We start from the raw sequence: 18,552 nt of genomic DNA on the forward strand, positions 1-18,552 counted from the left end.
GGTTCATTCCCCCAGGTCGAGAGTGAGTTTGGTGACGGCGAACGCCTCGGCGTAGCGCGCGTGGCATTCGATGCCGCGGATCCGCGCGAGCCCGAGGAACGCCTCCCGGTCGTACCAGGGCCGGTGGCGCTGTGAGGCGTAGTGCTCCTGGAGCAGCTGCACCTTGCGTTCGGCGACGTCCGCTGACAGCGGCTGGTAGGCGGTGGGGCGGCCGAGGTCGCCGTCCCACTTGGCGATCTCGTAGCCGAGCACGAGGTGGTCGCGGAAGGCGGTGGTCATCAGCTGCGCGAGGCCCCGGTGGTCCTGGTGCGCGTCGTCGGTGCGCGGCGCCAGCACGAGGTCCGGTTCGGTCCGTGCGCGCAGCTCCTCCAGCGCGGTCTTGGCCTCGTCCCACTGCGCGGGCAGTCGGCCGTCGGCCAGTTTGAGCACGGTGAGCCGCAGTTCGGCGCCGGGGCAGAAGGCGGCGAGCGCGGCCCGTTCCTCCTGCTCGCGTTCGGTGCCCCCGCCGGTGAGCACGGTTGCGTCGACCCGGATGCCCGGGTGGGCCAGGCAGGTCGCGAGCAGCGTGCCGCCGGCGCCGATGGCGATGTCGTCGCAGTGGGCGCCCACCGCGACGAGCCGCTCCAGGCGGCCGGCGCCGAGCCGGATCACGCGCTCCTCGTTCCTGCGCCGTCGTGCTCCCAGACGCTCCAGGGGCGGTCGCCGCGGGCGTAGGCGGCGTCCAGCGCGGCCCGTTCCTTCACGGTGTCGGTCGGCTTCCAGAAGCCGCGGTGCTGGTACGCCACCATCCGCCCGCGCTTGGCGAGTTCGGCACAGCCGTCGGCGACGAGGTCCCCGTTCTCGGGGATGTGGTCGAAGACCTCCTGACGCAGCACGAAGTAGCCGCCGTTCTCCCACAGCGGCAGTTCGCTGACCGCGGTGATGCCGCCGACCAGGCCGTCCTCGCCCAGGTCCACGCAGTGGAACGAGGACTGCGGCGGGACCACCATCATCGACGCGCCGGCGTCGCGCCGGGCGAACTGGTCGATCATCTCGGGCAGCGGGGCGTCGGTGAGCACGTCGGCGTAGTTGGCGAGGAACATCTCGTCGCCGTCCAGGTGGTGGCGGACCCGGCGCAGCCGCTCCCCGATCGGCGACTCGATGCCGGTCTGCACGAACGTGATCTTCCAGGAGGCGATGTCGGTGGAGAGCAGTTCGGTGCGCCCGCCCGAGAGCACGAAGTCGTTGGACGTCGTCTCCTCGTAGTTGAGGAAGAAGTCCTTGATGTGGTGGGCGCCGTAGCCGAGGCAGAGGACGAACTCGGTGTGCCCGTAGTAGGCGTAGTAGCGCATGACGTGCCAGATCAGCGGGCGTGGGCCGACCATCGCCATCGGCTTGGGCACGTCGTCGGCGGCGCCGCTGCGCATGCGCAGCCCGTAACCGCCGCAGAAGAGTACGACCTTCATGCTGTGACCTCTTTCACGACGCGACCTCGACAATGCTGAGTTCCGGGATGGGGAAGACCAGCCGGCCGCCCCACTCGTGCACGTAGGACAGCTGCTCGACCAGTTCGTCCCGCAGGTTCCAGGGCAGGACGAGCACGTAGTCCGGTTCGTCCGCGCGGATCTGCTCGGGCGGCAGGATGGGGATGCGGGTGCCGGGGGTGAACCGGCCGTGCTTGTAGGGGTTGCGGTCGACCGTGTACGGGAGCAGGTCGGGCCGGATGCCGCAGTGGTTGAGCAGGGTGTTGCCCTTGCCGGGGGCGCCGTAGCCGACGACCGTCTCGCCGCGCTCGGCCGCTTCGACGAGGAACCGCAGCAGGTCGCGGCGGACCTTGGCCACCCGGGCGGAGAACTCGGTGTACCCGGACAGTTCCTGGAGCCCGGCGGCCTTCTCCCGCGCCAGCACGTCGGCCACCCGCCGGGTGGGCTCGCCGGCCGCCTCCGTCGGCCGGGCCCACAGCCGGATGGAGCCGCCGTGCGTGGGCAGCAGTTCGACGTCGACGAGGGCGAGCCCGCCGCTCGCCAGTGCCCGGATCGCGGCGGCGACCGTGTAGTACTGGAAGTGCTCGTGGTAGATGGTGTCGTACTGGTTCTGCTCGATCAGGGTCAGCAGGTGCTGCACCTCGACGGAGACCCAGCCGTCGTCGGCGACCAGGGCGCGCAGGCCCCGGGTGAACCCGACGACGTCGGGGATGTGCGCGTACACGTTGTTGGCCACGACCAGGTCGGCGGGGCCGTGTTCGGCGCGGACGCCGGCGCCGGTGGCCGAGTCCAGGAACGCGGTGAGCGTGGGCACGCCCGCCTCCCGGGCCGCGGCGCCGACGTTCACCGACGGCTCGATGCCGAGGCAGCGGACCCCGCGGTCCACCAGGTGCTTCAACAGGTACCCGTCGTTGCTCGCCACTTCGACGACGAAGGCGCCCTTCTCCCCGCCGTCGAGGCCGAGCCGCTGCACGGCGTCGGTGACGAAGGTGCGGGCGTGCTCCACCCAGGAGGTCGAGTACGAGGAGAAGTACGCGTACTGCGTGAAGGTCTCCTCCGGGGTGATCAGCGGCGGGATCTGCGCGAGCCAGCAGTCGGTGCAGACCCGCAGGTGCAGCGGGTACGCCGGCTCCGGCCGGTCCAGTTCGTCCGCGGCGAGGAAGCTCTCGCACGGCGGGGTCGCGCCGAGGTCGACGACGCTCGCCGTCGCCGTCGATCCGCACAGTCGGCATCGTGTCATCTGCTGTCCCCATCCCTGCCCGCGCGGGTCGCCCGTCGCGAGCCAGTGCTCCTCGTCGACGGCGGGCCGTCCCCGCCGCCCAACCGACCCGCGATCGCGGTGCGGTACCCCTCCACCAGGCGTTCCAGCCCCACGGTCGGGCTGAACCCCTGCTCGTAGCGGCGCCGGGCCGCCTCCCCCATCTCCCGGTTGCGGCCCGGCTCGGCCGTGATCCGCCGCAGGCAGGACGCGAGCGAGGCGGCATCGCCCGGGCGGTGCAGCAGCCCGGTGACCCCGTCCTCGACGAGTTCGACGAAGGCGCCGTGTCCGGCGGCGACGGCCGGGACGCCCGCCGCCATCGCCTCCACGACGACCAGGCCGAACGCCTCCAGCCACGTCGAGGGCGCCACCACGGCGACGGACTCGGCGATGACCCGCCGGCACTGTTCCGGGTCGTACAGGCCGACGTGGCGCACGTCGGCCCGGCCCGCGGCCCAGGCGGTCACCTCCTGCTCCAGCGGGCCCGCGCCGGCGATGACGAGCGGCACGCCCGCCCCGCCGTCCGCGGCGATCTCGTCCCACGCGGTCATCAGCATCCGCACGCCCTTGGCCTCGGCGAGCCGGCCGAGGTAGAGCAGGTGCTGACCGGCGCCGGAGCGGCGGGCGCCCGGGTCGGGCACGAAGTTGTGCTTCACCGCGAGCCGTTCGGCCGGCATGCCGGCCCGCACCAGGACGTCGCGCTGCGCCCCGGAGATGCAGAAGAACCGCTCCACGCCGGACCACCACCGCCGCCGGTTGACCGACAGGCTGACCGCGAGCGGCACCGTCGCCAGCCGGGAGCTGCGGTAGCAGCCGTGCCGGACGGCCGGCAGCGGCGTGGAGCCGACGCACTCGGTGCACGGCCGGCCGTCGCGTTGCAGCGTGCCGGGCGGGCAGATCTGGTTGTAGTTGTGCAGCGTGGCGACGGCGGGCACGCCGGCGTCGGCGCAGGCGGCCAGCACCGCCGGCGACAGCAGCGGGAAGACGTTGTGGACGTGCACCACGTCGGGCCGCTCGGCGCGCAGCCGGGCGGCGAGTTCGGTGCGGACCGACGGGTTCCACGGCACCAGCAGCGGCACCGCGACCTTGCCCGGCAGGGAGCGCGCGGCGATGTCGTCGCTGCGCCGCTCGAACAGCTCCACCCGGTGGCCGGCCGCGCGCAGCAGCGCCACCTCCTGGTCGACGACGTTGTTCTCGCCGCTCGGCTGCGCCGACGAGTAGCGGTTGTGCACCACGAGGACGTGCATGCTCAAGGACGCCTCCGTTCCTGGTCCCGTCGCGGGATGAGTTGTCGAGTTCGTGGAGGGGGTGCCGACGCTGTCGGGGACGTGGCCGCGGCCGGGGCCGCCAGCAGGGAGGCGGCCACCGCCAGGTGCAGCAGGTACGGCGAGGCGTCGCCCAGCCCGGCCTCGGTGTACGAGGCGATCGCGCAGTAGCTGATAAGGAAGATCGCGCAGGCCCGGTGCAGCGACGGGGGCCGCAGCAGCGCGACGCCGCCCAGCACGACGACGATCGACGCCACCAACACCACGCCGATCAGGCCCTGTTCGTGGTAGACGGCCAGCCAGCTGTTGTCGATGGGGAGCCCGCCGAACGACTTGTCGCCCAGGCCGACGCCGAACGCTTCCTTCGCGGTGGAGCGCGGCTGGGCCAGCAGGGCGTCCCAGACCTTGGCCCGGCCGGTGAGGCTGGTGAAGTTCTCCTGGCTCTGTCCGCGCAGGAACCACGCCCGCAGCGCGGGGGCGAACCCGACCGCGGCCACCGCGGCGCACAGCACCGTCCAGGCGAAGAACCGGCGGGCGGCGGCGCTGGTCAGCACGAGCGAGCCGATCGCCAGCGCCAGCCCGATGAGCAGGCCGAGCGTTGCCGTACGGGTGTGGGTCAGCGCCAGCATGACGAGCGACACCACGATGACCAGCGTCGCGCTCGTCCGGTCGGTCCGCCGGCCGAGGACCAGCAGCACCGTGAGCCCGATGATGACCGCGGCGTACTGGCCGATCTGCGGCGGGGTCAGCGGCCACAGCGCGCCGACCAGCCGTCCGCCGTACAGCTCGGGCATCGCGGCACCCGGTGAGACGACCGCGCCGGCGGCGACCGACCCGAGCACCGCGAAGTACATCCGTATGTGGTGCCGTACGAAGGTCAGCTGCCCGTCCCACCAGCGGCTCAGCAGCCACAGCGCGCCGACGAAGAGGCCCAGCCGGGCGCAGCGGAACAGTGCGCCGAACCCGGACTCCAGCTGCATGCTGGAGATCACGCTCGGCACCAGCAGCAGGGTGAGCAGCAGCAGGAAGGCGCTGGGCCGGATGCGGAGCCGCAGGTTGAGTGCGAGCGCCAGGGTGAACGCGGCGACCAGCGCGCCCATGGTGACCATCTGGATGAGGGAGCGCGGCAACGGCACGACGGTCTTCGCCCCGGCGGAGCCGAGCGTGTTGAGGACCAGCAGGCCCCAGGCGACGCCCACGGTCTTCGGCGTACGGACGGGCGGGGTCCTTCCGGCGGCCCCTTCGCCCGGCGCTCCCCCCTGTGCTCCGCCCGGCGCTCCACCGGGCCGCAGTTCGCCCACCTCAACCACCGGCCCGCGGGTCGAGGGTGCTGTCGGCGTCCTGCTCGTACGGTGCGGCCTGCCACTGCCCGAAGTCGAGCACCCGGCTCGGGTCGTGGGCGACGAAGGTCCACGGCCCGAGGTAGACGTTGTCGTACCAGCGGTTGCGCTGCTGGTGGGTGATCGCCTCGGCGACCCGCTCGCCCTGGTACGGCGACCAGTCGGGGTAGGTGCCGTAGTTGGCCAGCACCGCCATCCGGTCGCACTTGACCGTGCACTTCAGGACGGACTTGTCGAGGACGAAGCGGTTGCCGTGGACCTCCACCCGCTGGGTCTTCCACCGGCAGTCGGCGTACAGCGGCGCGGTGGCGATCGACGGCCGTGCGCAGCGCTCGGCACGCGGCACGAGCAGCGTGCAGTGGCCGGACGAGGTGTTGGCGGGGCTGTTGCAGAAGCGGTCGGCGTTCTCCCACAGGGTGATCCCGGACCAGTTGTCCTCCAGGACGTTCCACTGGATCTCGATCTTGTCGGTGCGGGCCCGGACCCGTGGTTCGCCGCCGGACTCGGACACGTAGACGGTCGCGAAGGGGAAGCTGTCGCCGCGGTCGGCGTGCTTGCGGCCCTCGACCCAGTTGTTCCGCCGGATCGTGTTCTTCCGGATGACCGCGTTGTAGCTGGTCTCGTAGATCAGTGCGGCACCGTCGTTGGCTTCGATGAGGTTGTCCTCGAAGCGGAAGTCGTTGTTGTTGGTGTCCGCCCACAGCCCGGCGCCGCGGTTGTCGTGCACCCAGTTGCCGCGGACGTCGGCGCCGTTGACGGCCCAGAACTTGATGCCCGCGGTGCAGCCGCAGCCCGGGCGCTTGCGCTCCCAGTCGTCGGTGTTGTTGGCCGTGATCTCGTTGCCCTCGACGACCAGGCCGCGGACGGGGCCGGCGGCCTTGTACGCGTTCATGCCGTACTGGCCGTTGCCGCGCAGACAGCTGGCGCTGACCCGCTGGCGGGCGCCGGCCATCAGCCCGGCGCCGGCGTTGTGCTGGATGGTGGCGTGCTCGATCACCCATCCGTCGGCCGAGTCGTGGTTGACCACGCCCTCGTTGTGCGGTGCGACGAAGCCCTGCACGGTCAGATGGCGGATGGTGACGTCGGGGGCGCTGCCGCCGAACGCGTACTGGTTGGTCCGCCGGCCGTCGAGCACCGCGCCGGGTGCGCCGAGGTAGCGGTTCCCCTTCCGCGGGATCACCTGGGAGTAGCGGTCCGGCGGGAGCCGGTGCGCGCCCGGTCGCAGCCAGAACGTGGTGTTCGGGGGGTTGTTGCGGGTCTTGGTGGCGAGGTCGCCGACCACCGCGGGGTCGACCGTCACCGCGCCCGCCGGCGGCTGCGCCGGCCCGGCGGCGGGCCGCGCGCACACCCCGGCCACGGAGCGGGCCGCGGACGGCGCACCGGTCGGCTCCGCGGGGGCGCCCTGGGTGCTCACGCAACTGCCCGCCAGCAGGGCCGGTGCCGCCACCGGCACCGCCCAGTTCCGCCACTTGATCACCACGCCCCTCCCCCTCTCCCTAGTCGCGGAACCTGAGCACGGTGGTGAACTCCTGCGCGTCCTCGGCGAAGCCTCTGCCGACGAGCGTCGTGGCCGGTTCCTTGCGGCCGAAGCCGGCGGAGTACCAGCCGAGCGGCGGTTCGGTCTCGCCGCGGTGCGCGCGCCAGCTCAGCCCCTCGGGGAGGTCGAGCACCGCGGAGCGCTCCTCGCCGTCCCGCGTCCACGTGAGGACGGCCCGGCTCCCCGCCAGGTCCGCGGTGATCGTCGGCCCGAGGTGGAACGCGAGGCGCGCGGCACGGCGCGGGCCGCCGCGCACCTCGTCGACCAACCGCAGCTCACGGCTCGCGGCCGTCAGCTCCACCCGGCGGCGGTGCACCGTGCTTCCGTAGCCGTCGTGCTCGGCGCTCCAGCGCGCCACTGCCCCGTCGGACGCGTCCGCGAGCAGGACGCGGCTGCGGGCGTGCCGGGTCCACAGGAACGGGCCGCCGGAGGTGGACTGGTCGCCGCCGTCCAGTTGGAGGGTGTTGTGGCCGAGGGTCGAGCGGAAGTACTGCCGCCACTTCGGCTCTCCGTGGTAGCAGTACGTCCCCGGGTCGGCGAGCACGTCGACCCCGTCGTGCCGGACCTCCACGGACAGCGCGTCCGCGTGGGCGTGGGCGGCGATGGACAGGAAGCCGTGCGGACCGCCGTCGCAGCGGCACCAGATCTCCCCGGGGCCGCGCAGGACGGTGAGTCCCGCGTCGGCGAAGTGGGCCGGCCTGCTGGCCGGTCGGGTCGCGGTCGGCCGCGCGGGCCGGATCAGCGCGGCCAGCAGCGGGGTGCGCACGTCGGTGCCGGTGACCGCCGGCCACCAGGAGAGCCGGCCGAAGACGGCGTCCCCGGTGGCCAGCAGCGAACCCCAGCGGTCGGTGCCGGTGCCGTCGACGACCAGCCCGTGCCCGTCGTCCGCGTCGCCCTGGCGCGGCGGCCGTAACCGTCCGTCGACGACGGCCGCGAGGGCGTCGGTCATGCGCAGCAGCACGAGCCGGACGGATTCGGGGACGGGGACGCCGGCGGTGTCCGCCTCGGCGACCGCGGCCAGGCCGAGTTCCAGCACGAGCCCGTGGTACTCGCTGGCCAGTTCGCGGTTGAGGCCACGGACGAAGGTGTTGGCGCGCAGGTGCCGCTCCAGCGATCGCAGCGCGTCGGCGCGCCACCGCGCCGAGGTGGGGAACCAGCCGAACGCGCAGGCCGCGGCGAGCTGTCCGGCCGCTTCGGCGATGACGTGGTTGTTCGCCGACGAGCCCCGGCTGGGGAACGCGGCCAGCCAGCGCTGGTGGTGCCAGATCTGCTGGAGCGCCACCGGGTTGTCCTCGAACAGTCCGGCCGCGCCCGGCCAGCCGTCGAGCAGCCGGCGGATCCACACCCAGGCCAGCAGCCGGATGCCCAGCTCGATGCCGCTGGTCCAGTGCACCCCGCGCAGCGGCTCGTTCGTCGCCCACCAGGACCTCAGGTGCGCGGCGACCCGCTCGGCGTACGCCTCGTTGCCGGTGATCGCGTAGGCGGCGGCGAGCACGGTGAGGTGGTGGTGCCGGGACAGCTCCCAGATCTGCTTGACGTCCCCGACCGCGTCCTCGTCCCGGTACGGCACGTCGAAGGCGTAGCCCCCCGTCGCCCGGCGCCCGGTCTTCGGGTCGTACCACCAGTCGGGGGCCACCAGGTCGTCGCGGTCCACCCCGAAGTACGTGATGCGCCCCGCCATCAGCCGGTCCGCCTCGGCGACGAGGCGCTTCGCGGCGTCCGGCGGCACCGCGTCGAGCGTTCCGGCGGGCAGGACGGCGGTGAACCGGGCGTCGGTCGGCTCCGGGGCGCTGGGCACCCCCGACCGCCAGCGCCGTCGGCGCACCGCGTCGCCCACCCGGCCGCCGACCTCCCGCGGCCCCATCCGCGACAGCCGCCGCAGGTACCAGCCCGCACTCCCCGAACTCACCGTCATCGCGTCGCCGCCAGCGTCACCGGTGCACCACTGGCCAGGCTGGTCCGCACGGCGAGGGTGGCCGCCGTGGTGGCGACCAGCGACTCCAGCGGGACGGGCATCGGCCCGCCGGTCCGTACGGCCTCAAGGAACGCGTCCAACTCGGCCCGCTGGCCCTTGTCCCGGGCCTTGGGGAGCCGTGAGCTGACCCACCGCTTGCGGCCGTAGACGGTGGCGCGGACGAAGTCGTCGAGCCGTAGCGCCCGGCCGTCCGCGACCAGGTCCAGGGTCTCCTTGGGGAAGCCACTCGGGCCGGTGGTGACGTAGCTGATGGTGGCGGTGGACCCGCCCGGGTAGCGCAGGACGACCTGGAGGTCGTCGCCGCCGGGCGTGGCGAGCGCGTACACCGAGACCGGGTCGGCCGCCAGCAGCCAGCTCGCGGTGTCGATGAAGTGGCCGCCCTCGCCGGCGAACCGCGAGCCCTCGGTGCTCTGTTGGAGGTACCAGCTGCCGTGCGCCAGCCGGCCCGCGTTGACGAGGTAGCGCACGTGCGCCGGACCGGTCCGGGGGCCGACCCGCTCGCCGGCCTCCCGCAGCAGCGGTGCGAACCGCCGGTTGAAGCCCACCTGCAACCGGTCGTTGCCGGACTCCTCCACGGCCGCCAGCACACCGGCCAGTTCGTCCTCGTCGAGCGCCAGCGGCTTCTCCACGAAGACCGTCTTGCCGGCCAGCAGCGCCCTGCGGGTGAGTTCGGCGTGCGAGCTGTGCCGGGTGACGACGAACACCGCGTCGATGGAACGGTCTTCCAGTACGGAGTCGAGCTCGCAGGTCGCTTCGGCGAAGCCGAACTTCTGCTTCGCGTTCGCCGCGGACAGCGCCGTCGTGGTGACGACCTTGGCCAGCTCCACTCCGTCGCGCCCGGTCAGGTGCGGCAGCAGCATCGACGTCGCGTAGTTGCCCGCGCCGACGAACGCCAGCCGCACCCGACCCTTGACGGACCGGGCCGGGGCGGACGCCGCGGCGCTGCGCCGCACGGCGGGCACGGCCGCCTCCGGGGCCGTCGGCTCCTGCTGCGGCGCGTGGTCGGGGTAGCGGAACAGCACCGCCACGGCCTTCAGGTCGCCGTCCTTCAGGCTCCGGTACGTCTCCACGGCGTCGTCGAAGTCGGCGACGTGGGAGACCAGGGGCTCCACGTCGATCCGGTCGCGGGCCAGGAGGTCGAGGAAGCACGCCAGGTTGCGGCGCTCGGTCCAGCGCACGTAGCCGATGGGGTAGTCCCGGCCCTCAAGTTCGTACTCCGGGTCGTAGCGCCCGGGGCCGTAGCTGCGGGAGAACCGTACGTCCAGCTCCTTCTCGTAGTACGCGTTCCACGGCAGGTCCAGACGGCACTTGCCGATGTCGACGACCCGGCCGCGGTCCCGGCTCAGCCGGGCGGCCAGCTCCACGGGCTGGTTGCTGCCGCCGCCCGCGGCCAGGTACACCTGGTCCACGCCGTGTCCGCCGGTGAGTTCGGCGACGGCGTTCACCACGGCCGCGGACCCGGGGTCGCCGCAGGCCGCAGCGCCCAGGCGCTCGGCCAGTTCGCAGCGGGCCGGGTCGGGGTCGACCCCGACGACGGTGGCTCCCGACGCGGTCAGCAGCTGCACCACCAGTTGGCCGATCAGCCCGAGGCCGATGACCAGGGCCACGTCGCCGAGTTGCGGTTCGCCCTGACGCACGCCCTGCATCGCGATCGAGCCGACGGTGCCGAAGGCCGCGTGCCGGGGCGCGAGGCCGTCCGGCACCCGGGCGTAGAGGTTCTTCGGCACCCAGTTCAGCTCGGCGTGCAGCGCGTGCTCGTTGCCGGCACAGGCCACGAGGTCGCCCACCGCCACGTCGTCGACCCCGGCGCCGACCTGCTCGACCACGCCGCACAGCGAGTAGCCCAGCGGGGTGTAGGAGTCCAGCTTGCCCATCACCTTGCGGTAGGTGGCGGGCAGCCCGTTGGTGGCCACGCTCTGCATGACCTTGGCCACCTGGTCCGGCCGGGAGCGGGCCTTGCCCAGCATCGACATGCCGGCCTCGGACACCTTCATCAGCTCGGTCCCGGTGGAGATCAGCGAGTACGCGCTGCGGACCAGCACGCCGTCCGGCTTGCACCCCGGCACCGGCACGTCCAGCAGCGCCAACTCACCGCTCTTGTAGTTCTGCACGACCTGCTTCACCCGAGCTCCTCTTGTTTCTCCGCCGTCTGTCACGCCACCCGGCCGTCCGTACGCCGCCCGGCCGTCCTGCGGGCCGTCGAGCCTGCGCCGTCGCGGCCGTCGAACTGTCTGCCGCGGGCCGTCAGGCCGCCTGGCTCCGGCCGGAGCCGGAGGTCGCGCTGCGGTACCAGTACTCCAGGGTCAGCACGTGCCACAGGTGCTTGGAGAAGTCCCGCTGCCCGGCCGCGTCCTCGGCGACGAGCCGCTGAAGCGCCTCGCGGCGCAGGAATCCGGACCGTACGAGCACTCCGTCGTGCACCACCTCGCGCACCAGCGGCGCCAGGTCCCGGCTCATCCACGCCCGCAGCGGGGCGCTGAACAGGCCCTTGGGCCGGTACACGATCTCCTTGGGCAGGATCGAGGTGGCCGCCTCCTTGAGCACGGCCTTGCCCTGCCGTCCGACGATCTTGCGGTCCCCGGGGACGGCGAACGCCGCCTTGACCACCTCGACGTCCACGTAGGGAACCCGCACTTCGGTCGACGCGGCCATGCTGGCGCGGTCCGTGTAGGCGAGGTTCAGGCCCGGCAGGAACATCCGTGCGTCACCCAGGCACATCCGGTTGACGTGGTCGTCGAGGTCGTTGTCCCGGTAGACGTCCGCGTGCTCGGTCAGCACGTCCTCCACCGTCCCCGCCAGGTCCGGATCGACCAGGGCGAGCAGTTCGTCCTGGTCGTACATGGTGTAGCTGCGACGGAACGCGGTCTCCTCCGGCAGTTCGGCGAAGGAGAGGAACCGCTTCGCGAACCGCACCGAGCGGTATCCGCGGCGGGAGGTGGCGACCGGCAGCCGGTCCACGGTCCGGTGCAGACCGCGCCGCAGGGGCCGCGGGACGCGCTGGTAGCGCAGCGCCAGCAGGTTGGCCAGGTGCTTGCGGTATCCGGCGAACAGCTCGTCGGCCCCCATCCCCGAGAGCATCACCTTGACCCCGGCCTCCCGGGCGGCCGAGCAGATCAGGAAGGTGTTGATCGCGGCCGGATCGCCGATGGGCTCGTCCAGGTGGTACGTCATCTGCGGCAGCAGGTCGAGCACGTTCGGGGCGATCTCGATCTCGTGCAGGTCGACGCCGAAGCGCTCGGCCACCCGCCGGGCGTAGCGCAGGTCGTCGGGCATCGCCTCGAACTTGGCGTCCTCGGCGCGGAACCCGATGGTGTACGCGGAGATCCCGGGCCGGTCCTCGGCCGCCAGCGCGGTCAGATAGCTGGAGTCGAGCCCGCCGGAGAGGAACGTCGCCACGGGGACGTCGGAGAGCAGGTGCCGTCGGCTGGACTCCGCCACGACGGCGGCGACGTCCGGCAGCTCGCCGCTGCGGGCCTGCTCCCGGGCCTCGCGGGCGACGTCCTTCAGGTTCCAGAACCGGCCGCGCTCCACCCGACCGTCGGGGCGGCACCGCAGCCAGCTCCCCGGCGGCAGCTTCTCCGCCTCGCGGAAGGCACAGCGCGAGTCCGGCACCCAGTAGTACAGCAGCGAGGCGACCAGGGCCGCGTGGTCGACCTGGAGCGATCCACCGGTGACGGCGGCGAGCGCCTTCAGCTCGGAGGCGAACACCAGGCCGGTGCCGCGCCGCAGCAGGAACAGCGGCTTGATGCCGAGCTGGTCGCGCGCGAGGACGAGTTCGCCGGTGCGCTCGTCGAAGACCGCGAACGCGAACATGCCGCGCAGCCGGGGCAGACAGTCCGTGCCCCAGCGCCGCCACGCCTCCAGCAGCACCTCGGTGTCGGAGGTGCCGCGGAAGCGCACCCCGGCGGCGGTCAGCTCGGCGCGGAGTTCGGGCGCGTTGTACAGCTCGCCGTTGTACGTGAGGGCGAGGCCGCCCGAGACCATCGGCTGGGCGCCGGTCTCGGAGAGGTCGATGATCGCCAACCGGCGGTGCCCGAGGTGCACGTCGGCGCCGTCGGCGCCATTGGCGACGGGGTGGCTGTAGCGGCCGGCGCCGTCCGGGCCGCGGTGGGCGAGGACGTCGGTGAGCCGGTCGACCACGACCTGCCCGCCCGGCCATCGGTAAGTCCCTGCGATGCCACACATGTTCTACCGCGCCTCCTGGTCGCTGTCCGGGATCCGTGCGGCCGGCGCCGAAGGGCGCTCCGTCCGCTGCGGGCCCGCTCCGTTGAGCCGGGCGGGCCGCTCCAGCCGGCCCGTACCGCGTCGTCGGGCCGACCGCTCGTGGTGGCCGCGCAGCGCGGTCCGCTGCCCGTCCCACAGCGTGCCGTCGGTCCGGTCCCGGGGGTCGGGGTCGATCAGCACCACGCCGACCACCGGGACGTGCTGGTCCGCGAGTTGGCGGGCGACGGTGTGCAGCCAGGCGGCGCTGCCGTGCCCGGCGCGGACGACGAGCACGGTCTGGCCGCCGAGGTACTGGAGGTCGGTCCACGCCGTGCCGGGCGCCACGGAGCCGACGCCGAGCCGGCGCGTGTCGTGCGGCACGGCCTCGGCGCCCTCCGGGCCGACCACGGTCGGGCCGTCGGGCTGCGCGCGGAGCCGGGCCCCGGGCAGTCCGTCGATCACGACCACCGGGCCGTCGTCCGCCAGTGCCGCGGCCACGTCCAGGGCGATCGCGCCCGTGCTGCGCGCACACCCCAACTCCAGCAGCGACACCCCTTCGGGCGTGCCGCGCACGGTGCGGGCCAGGGTGGTGGTGAGCCGTTCGCGTTCGATCCGGGTCCGTCGGCGCTGCCACGGCCAGATCGACCGGCGGGGTACGCGGCGCGCCTCCGCGATGACCGAGGCGCCCAGGTTCGCCGCGATCTCGCGGCGCAGCACGGGGCGGTCGGCCACCACGGTGCCGACCGCGGCGAGGACTAGCCCGACGACGAGCCCGAGGGCGGACCCGATGACGGCGTTGGTGACGACGGTCTTGGGCAGGGAGTGCCGCACCGCGCGCGGGCCGTCGACGATCTGGGTGCCGGCGACGAGCCGGGGCGTGCCGGTGCGCGCCTCTGCCGCGCGCTGGTCGAAGTCGGCGATCCGCGAGTTGAGTTCGGCGCGGCGGGCGAAGAGGGACTCGATGCTCGCCGACGCCTTCTCGTTGCCGTCCGGCGACCGTGCTCCGATCGCCTTGTTGACCTCGGCGAGTTCGGTGCGCATGCGGTCCCGCTGGTCGAGCAGCGCCTTGGCCTCGGCCTCCGCGGCTTCCCGCATCCGCCGTACGTGGTCCGCGACGAACGCGTCGGCCAGGGCCTTGGCCCGGGCGACCGCCTGTGCGTCACTGTCGCCGGTCACGTCGATCTGGAGCAGGTTGTTGGTCAGGCCGGTGCCCCGGTACTGCGTCATGAAGTCCTCGGGATCGTCCGGGGACTTGAGGGTCCGCAGTGCCTCGGTGGCGATCCGGGTGGTGCCCAGCAGGGCGACGTCGGTACGGATCAGGGTTCCGGTGTCGTTGGGCTGGTCCTCCTGGTGGGCGACCAGCACCTTGGTCACCGCGCTCGGCGGTGGCGGCAGCAGGACGGCGACGGCCACGCCGATCAGCAGCCCGAGGAGCGCCACGGCGCTCCACAGGCGACGGCGCCTGCGCACCGCCACCACGAGCGCGTGCAGGTCCAGCAGCGGAGCGGCGTTCGACGGCTCCGGGGTCGTGCTCGTCGTCACACCGGCTCTCCCGTCGCACTGCCACGGGCCGCGAGCGCCGGGGCGGCGTCGTCGGGCGGTAGGTCGGCGGATCCGGTGGGCAGGGTCCGGACGGGGCCGGCGACGACGATGCCGACGACCTCGTGGCTGCCGTCCGCGCACGCCTCGGCGATGCCGGTGAGTTCCCCCGCGGTCCAGTTGCCGGCGCTGAGGACGACCACGGCGCCGGACTCGGTGGAGCGGTCCGGCACCATCGGCTGGGCCACGGAGACCTCCACCACCCGCAGGTCGGCGCTCCCCGCGAGTTCGTTCCCGGCCTCGGCGACGAGTTGGTCCGCGGCCCGGCGGGCGATGTCGTCGCTGTCCGGCACGACGACCAACAAACCGTGCATGACGGGGAGGTGGTCCCGGAGGCGAGCGCACACCCGCTGGTAGCGGACCCGTCGGCTGGCCTCGTCGCCGGACGCCTGCGGGGTGGCGACGTCCCATCGGACGTCGAGGTCCAGCAGTCGGCGCAGCCGGGCCCGCGGGCCACCGTCCCGTGCCCGGCGCACGCGCCGTGCGGCGGGCACGTCGACGGTGCCCAGCAGCGTGGAGCCCAGCGCCGCGGCGATCTCCGGTTCGGTGCGCAGCCTACGGTTGGTCCGCGCGGCGGCGAGGTGGCCGATGACGGCGGCCAGGAAGAACACCAGCGCCCCGGCGGCGACGAGCTGCGCCCTCGTCGGCGGCGCTTCGCCGGTCGGCCGCTGCGCGGGCCCCATGACGACCATGCCCGCCTTCTCGGTCGCCGATTCGGCCTCGTCGAGCTTCTTCACGGCCTCCTCCAGCGAAGTGCGCAGCTTCTCCAGCGCGGTGCGCGCCTGCACGCTCTCCACGGTCCGTCCCGGGTCGGCCGCGTTGGCCAGGTCGGTGATGCGGCGGCTGGTCTCCAGCACCTTCTGCCGCAGCGCTTCGGGGCCCGTGGGCGCCTCCGGGTCGGCGCCGTCGCCGGCGATCCGCGCGGCGAAGGCGACGAACTGCTGGGCGGACCGGTCGGCGAGTTGCTGCGCGCGCCGGGGGGTGTCGGCCGTGCCGGAGATCTTGATGATGTTCCCGTCCGTGGTCTTGGCGCTCACGCGGTCCCGTAACTCCTCGCCGCTGACGCCCTGCCAGCCGAGAGCGGTGGCCGTCCGGTCGACCACCGCGGAACTGGTCGCGATCTCCACCTGGGTCAGCAGTTCGCGCTGCTCCCACTGCCCCGGCAGCAGGACGGACGCCGATGCGGTGTAGCGCGGCGGGAAGAGCACCGAGGTGCCGTAGCCGACGAGTGCGCCCAGCAGGGCGAGGGCGGCGAGGAGTCGCCAGCGCCGACGCAGGACGAGCCCGATCGTGACCAGCCGTATGGTGTCATCGCTCAACGACGGGGCCACTTCCCTGTCCTGACCGGGCGGCCCGTCGACACCGGTGCGCGGTCGCGGCAGGCGGCGTCGTAGGCGGCGAGGAGCGCGGCTTGCGAGTTCCGCCAGGAGAGCTGTCCGCTGATCCGCTCCTGGCCGATCTTGCCCATCCGGGCCCGTCTCTCCGGATCGTCGAGCAGGTCCGCGACGAGGTCGGCGAACGCGGCCTCGTCGTTGGCGGGTGCGTAGACGGCGGCGTCTCCTGCGGAGACCCGGGCCTCCTTCAGGTCGAACGAGACGATCGGTCGGCCCATCGCCATGTACTCCAGGACCTTGTTCATGGTCGACACGTCGTTGAGCGGATTGCGTGGGTCGGGTGAGAGGCACACGTCCGCGGTGGACAGGTAGCGCACCAGGTCGGCGTCGGGGATGCGCCCGGTGAACTGCACCTGGTCGTGGAGCCCGAGTTGCCCGGACAGCTCCACCATCGCGTCGAAGGCGTCGCCGGAGCCGACGAACACCGCGTGCCAGTCGGTCCGCCCTCTCTCGTCGCGCAGCTTCGCCAGCGCCCGCAGGGCGTAGTCGACGCCGTCCTGCGGTCCCATGACGCCGAGGTAGCACAGCAGGTGCGGCTTGCCGCTCTTCAACTCGGGCTCGGGTTCGACGGGTTGGAACCGGTCGGTCTGGGGTGCGCTGCGCACCACGAAGACATCGCCCGGCCGCCTGCCGCCGCGGCGCACCGCGACGTCCCGGTAGCTCTCGTTCGTGGCGAGCACGACGTCCGCGGCGCGGTACGTCATGCGTTCCAGCGCGCACACCGCGCGGTACAGCAGGTCCTTGCCGCGGTCGAACCGGGACAGGTACAGCTCGGGCACCAGGTCGTGCTGGTCGAAGACGAACCGGGCGCCGCGCCGCTTCAGCCACAGCGCCGGCAGGAACAGCAGGTCGGGCGGGTTGCAGGCGTGCACCACGTCGACCGGGCCGACCTTGCGGGCCAGCCGGGCCGTGTGCCAGAGCGCCGATCCGTACTCCCGTAGGTAGCCGGCCGGTCCTCCGGTGGCCGCCCGCAGGGGGTAGCGGTGGATCCGCACCCCGTCGATCTCCGCCTCCGGTTCCGTGTCCCGCTTGCGCCCGCGGGGGCAGATGACGTCCACCCGCCAGCCCGCGTCGCGCAGCGTCGTGCACTCCTGCCACACCCGCCGGTCGAACGGCACCGACAGGTTCTCCACCAGGACCAGCGCGCGCCGCTTCGTCCGGTCGCCGCTCGTTGCGTCACCAAGCAAGGCCCATGTACCCCGGTTCGGCCCGGCGCGCGTCGGCGTCGGGTAGGCGGATGAGATCGATGAGCACGGGGCCTTCGCCGTGGGGCAGCGCCGACAGCACGGCCGGGTCCTTGGTCCCGACCAGGCAGACCTCGGCGTGGTCGAGCACCTCGTCGACGGAGTCGGCGAGCAGGTGCGCGAGGTGCGGCAGCCGGGTCTCGATGTACTCGCGGTTCGCGCCGAGGAGCCGGGAGAGGCTCACGTTGGCGTCGTAGATCTTCAGGTCGTACCCCTTGCCGAAGAGCCGCTCCGCCAGCTCGACGAGCGGGCTTTCGCGGAGGTCGTCGGTGCCGGGTTTGAAGGAGAGGCCGAACAGGCCCGCACGGCGCTTGCCGGTGCGCTCCACCATGTCCACCGCGCGTTGCAGGTGTGCGGAGTTGGAGGGCAGTACGTGGGAGAGGATGGGGACCGAGACGTCGGCGCGCTGCGCCGCGTGGACCAGGCTGCGTAGGTCCTTCGGCAGGCAGGAGCCGCCGAAGGCGAAGCCGGGGCGCAGGTAGGCGGGGCTGATGTTCAGCTTGCGGTCGGCGAGGAACACGTCCATCACCTGGTGCGAGTCCACCCCGAGGGCCTGGCACACGGCGCCCAGCTCGTTGGCGAAGCCGACCTTGAGGCCGTGGAAGGCGTTGTCCGCGTACTTGATCGCCTCGGCGGTGGGGAGCGGCACCCGGAACACCTCGCCGGGCAGGCCGTCGTAAAGCGCGAGCACCGCGTCGCCGCTCGCCGGGTCGAGTTCGCCGACGACGGTCTTGGGCGGGTCGAAGAAGTCCCGCACGCTCGTGCCCTCGCGCAGGAACTCCGGGTTGACCGCGACGCCGAAGTCCACCCCGGCCGTGCCGCCGACGGCCTTCTCCAGGATCGGGACGAGCAGGTTGGTGCAGGTGCCCGGGAGCATGGTGCTGCGGAAGACGACGGTCTGCCAGCCGCCCCGCTCGGCCAGTGCGGCGCCGATCTGTTCGGTGACCCGCTCCAAGTAGGTGGTGCACAGGCTGCCGTTGGGCTCCGAGGGCGTGCCCACGCAGATCAGCGACACCTCGCTGTCCATGATCGCCTCGCGGACGTCACGGGTGGCCCGTAACGCTCCGGTCCGTACGACATCGGCGACGAGTTCGCCGATCCGCTCCTCGACCACCGGGGCCTTGCCGTCGTTGACCAGGTCGACCTTCACCTGGTTCACGTCCACCCCGATGACCTCGTGCCCCGTGCTGGCCAGACACGCGGCCGACACGCAGCCCACGTAGCCGAGCCCGAAAACGCTGACCTTCATGCCCCGTCCCTCCGACCGGGCAGAC

At 72.9% G+C, this 18,552-nt stretch carries 13 protein-coding genes; all 13 read right to left on the minus strand.

Annotated features, from left to right (window positions below; all coding sequences use genetic code 11):
* Positions 1-3: 3 nt before the first annotated feature.
* Positions 4-651, minus strand: a complete 648-nt coding sequence (locus AB0E05_RS14770; RefSeq protein ID WP_361963125.1) for a PIG-L deacetylase family protein — start codon at positions 649-651, stop codon at positions 4-6.
* A complete protein-coding gene (locus AB0E05_RS14775) occupies positions 648-1,445 on the minus strand; it encodes a glucose-1-phosphate cytidylyltransferase (RefSeq protein ID WP_361963127.1) in 798 nt (265 codons plus the stop codon). Before AB0E05_RS14775 ends, AB0E05_RS14770 begins: the two co-directional genes overlap by 4 nt.
* 13 nt (positions 1,446-1,458) lie before the next feature.
* A complete protein-coding gene (locus AB0E05_RS14780) occupies positions 1,459-2,703 on the minus strand; it encodes a class I SAM-dependent methyltransferase (RefSeq protein ID WP_361963129.1) in 1,245 nt (414 codons plus the stop codon).
* A complete protein-coding gene (locus AB0E05_RS14785) occupies positions 2,700-3,968 on the minus strand; it encodes a glycosyltransferase (RefSeq protein WP_361963466.1) in 1,269 nt (422 codons plus the stop codon). The genes AB0E05_RS14780 and AB0E05_RS14785 overlap by 4 nt, the downstream gene beginning before the upstream one ends.
* A 2-nt stretch (positions 3,969-3,970) precedes the next feature.
* On the minus strand, positions 3,971-5,185 hold the full coding sequence (locus AB0E05_RS14790; RefSeq protein ID WP_361963131.1) for an O-antigen ligase domain-containing protein: 1,215 nt from the start codon (positions 5,183-5,185) through the stop codon (positions 3,971-3,973).
* 103 nt (positions 5,186-5,288) lie between these two features.
* The gene (locus tag AB0E05_RS14795; protein WP_361963133.1) at positions 5,289-6,806 is read right to left on the minus strand and encodes a right-handed parallel beta-helix repeat-containing protein; all 1,518 of its coding nucleotides are present in this window, start codon (positions 6,804-6,806) and stop codon (positions 5,289-5,291) included.
* A gap of 16 nt (positions 6,807-6,822) precedes the next feature.
* On the minus strand, positions 6,823-8,778 hold the full coding sequence (locus AB0E05_RS14800) for an alginate lyase family protein (RefSeq protein ID WP_361963135.1): 1,956 nt from the start codon (positions 8,776-8,778) through the stop codon (positions 6,823-6,825).
* Complete coding sequence (locus AB0E05_RS14805; protein ID WP_361963137.1) at positions 8,775-10,961, minus strand: bi-domain-containing oxidoreductase; 2,187 nt, start codon at positions 10,959-10,961, stop codon at positions 8,775-8,777. The genes AB0E05_RS14800 and AB0E05_RS14805 overlap by 4 nt, the downstream gene beginning before the upstream one ends.
* 121 nt (positions 10,962-11,082) lie before the next feature.
* A complete protein-coding gene (gene asnB, locus AB0E05_RS14810; RefSeq protein WP_361963139.1) occupies positions 11,083-13,023 on the minus strand; it encodes an asparagine synthase (glutamine-hydrolyzing) in 1,941 nt (646 codons plus the stop codon).
* Between the two features lie 3 nt (positions 13,024-13,026).
* Positions 13,027-14,583 carry a Wzz/FepE/Etk N-terminal domain-containing protein gene (locus AB0E05_RS14815; RefSeq protein ID WP_361963141.1) on the minus strand — a complete coding sequence of 519 codons (1,557 nt, stop codon included), beginning with the start codon at positions 14,581-14,583 and terminating at the stop codon, positions 13,027-13,029.
* Positions 14,580-15,959: a Wzz/FepE/Etk N-terminal domain-containing protein gene (locus AB0E05_RS14820; RefSeq protein WP_361963143.1), complete on the minus strand. Its 1,380-nt coding sequence runs from the start codon at positions 15,957-15,959 to the stop codon at positions 14,580-14,582. The genes AB0E05_RS14815 and AB0E05_RS14820 overlap by 4 nt, the downstream gene beginning before the upstream one ends.
* Positions 15,956-17,221, minus strand: coding sequence for a glycosyltransferase family 4 protein (locus tag AB0E05_RS14825; RefSeq protein WP_361963145.1), 1,266 nt, complete (start codon positions 17,219-17,221; stop codon positions 15,956-15,958). Before AB0E05_RS14825 ends, AB0E05_RS14820 begins: the two co-directional genes overlap by 4 nt.
* On the minus strand, positions 17,211-18,527 hold the full coding sequence (locus AB0E05_RS14830) for a nucleotide sugar dehydrogenase (protein WP_361963147.1): 1,317 nt from the start codon (positions 18,525-18,527) through the stop codon (positions 17,211-17,213). Before AB0E05_RS14830 ends, AB0E05_RS14825 begins: the two co-directional genes overlap by 11 nt.
* Positions 18,528-18,552: the final 25 nt, after the last annotated feature.

It is taken from the genome of Streptomyces sp. NPDC048057 (assembly GCF_040653095.1).
Taxonomy (GTDB): Bacteria; Actinomycetota; Actinomycetes; order Streptomycetales; family Streptomycetaceae; genus Streptomyces.

Coding starts and splice junctions, on each gene's coding strand:
- asnB (WP_361963139.1), bottom strand. CDS start 13,023: ATGTGTGGCATCGCAGGGACTTACCGATGGCCGGGCGGGCAGGTCGTG.
- AB0E05_RS14780 (WP_361963129.1), bottom strand. CDS start 2,703: ATGACACGATGCCGACTGTGCGGATCGACGGCGACGGCGAGCGTCGTC.
- AB0E05_RS14830 (WP_361963147.1), bottom strand. CDS start 18,527: ATGAAGGTCAGCGTTTTCGGGCTCGGCTACGTGGGCTGCGTGTCGGCC.
- AB0E05_RS14785 (WP_361963466.1), bottom strand. CDS start 3,968: ATGCACGTCCTCGTGGTGCACAACCGCTACTCGTCGGCGCAGCCGAGC.
- AB0E05_RS14800 (WP_361963135.1), bottom strand. CDS start 8,778: ATGACGGTGAGTTCGGGGAGTGCGGGCTGGTACCTGCGGCGGCTGTCG.
- AB0E05_RS14775 (WP_361963127.1), bottom strand. CDS start 1,445: ATGAAGGTCGTACTCTTCTGCGGCGGTTACGGGCTGCGCATGCGCAGC.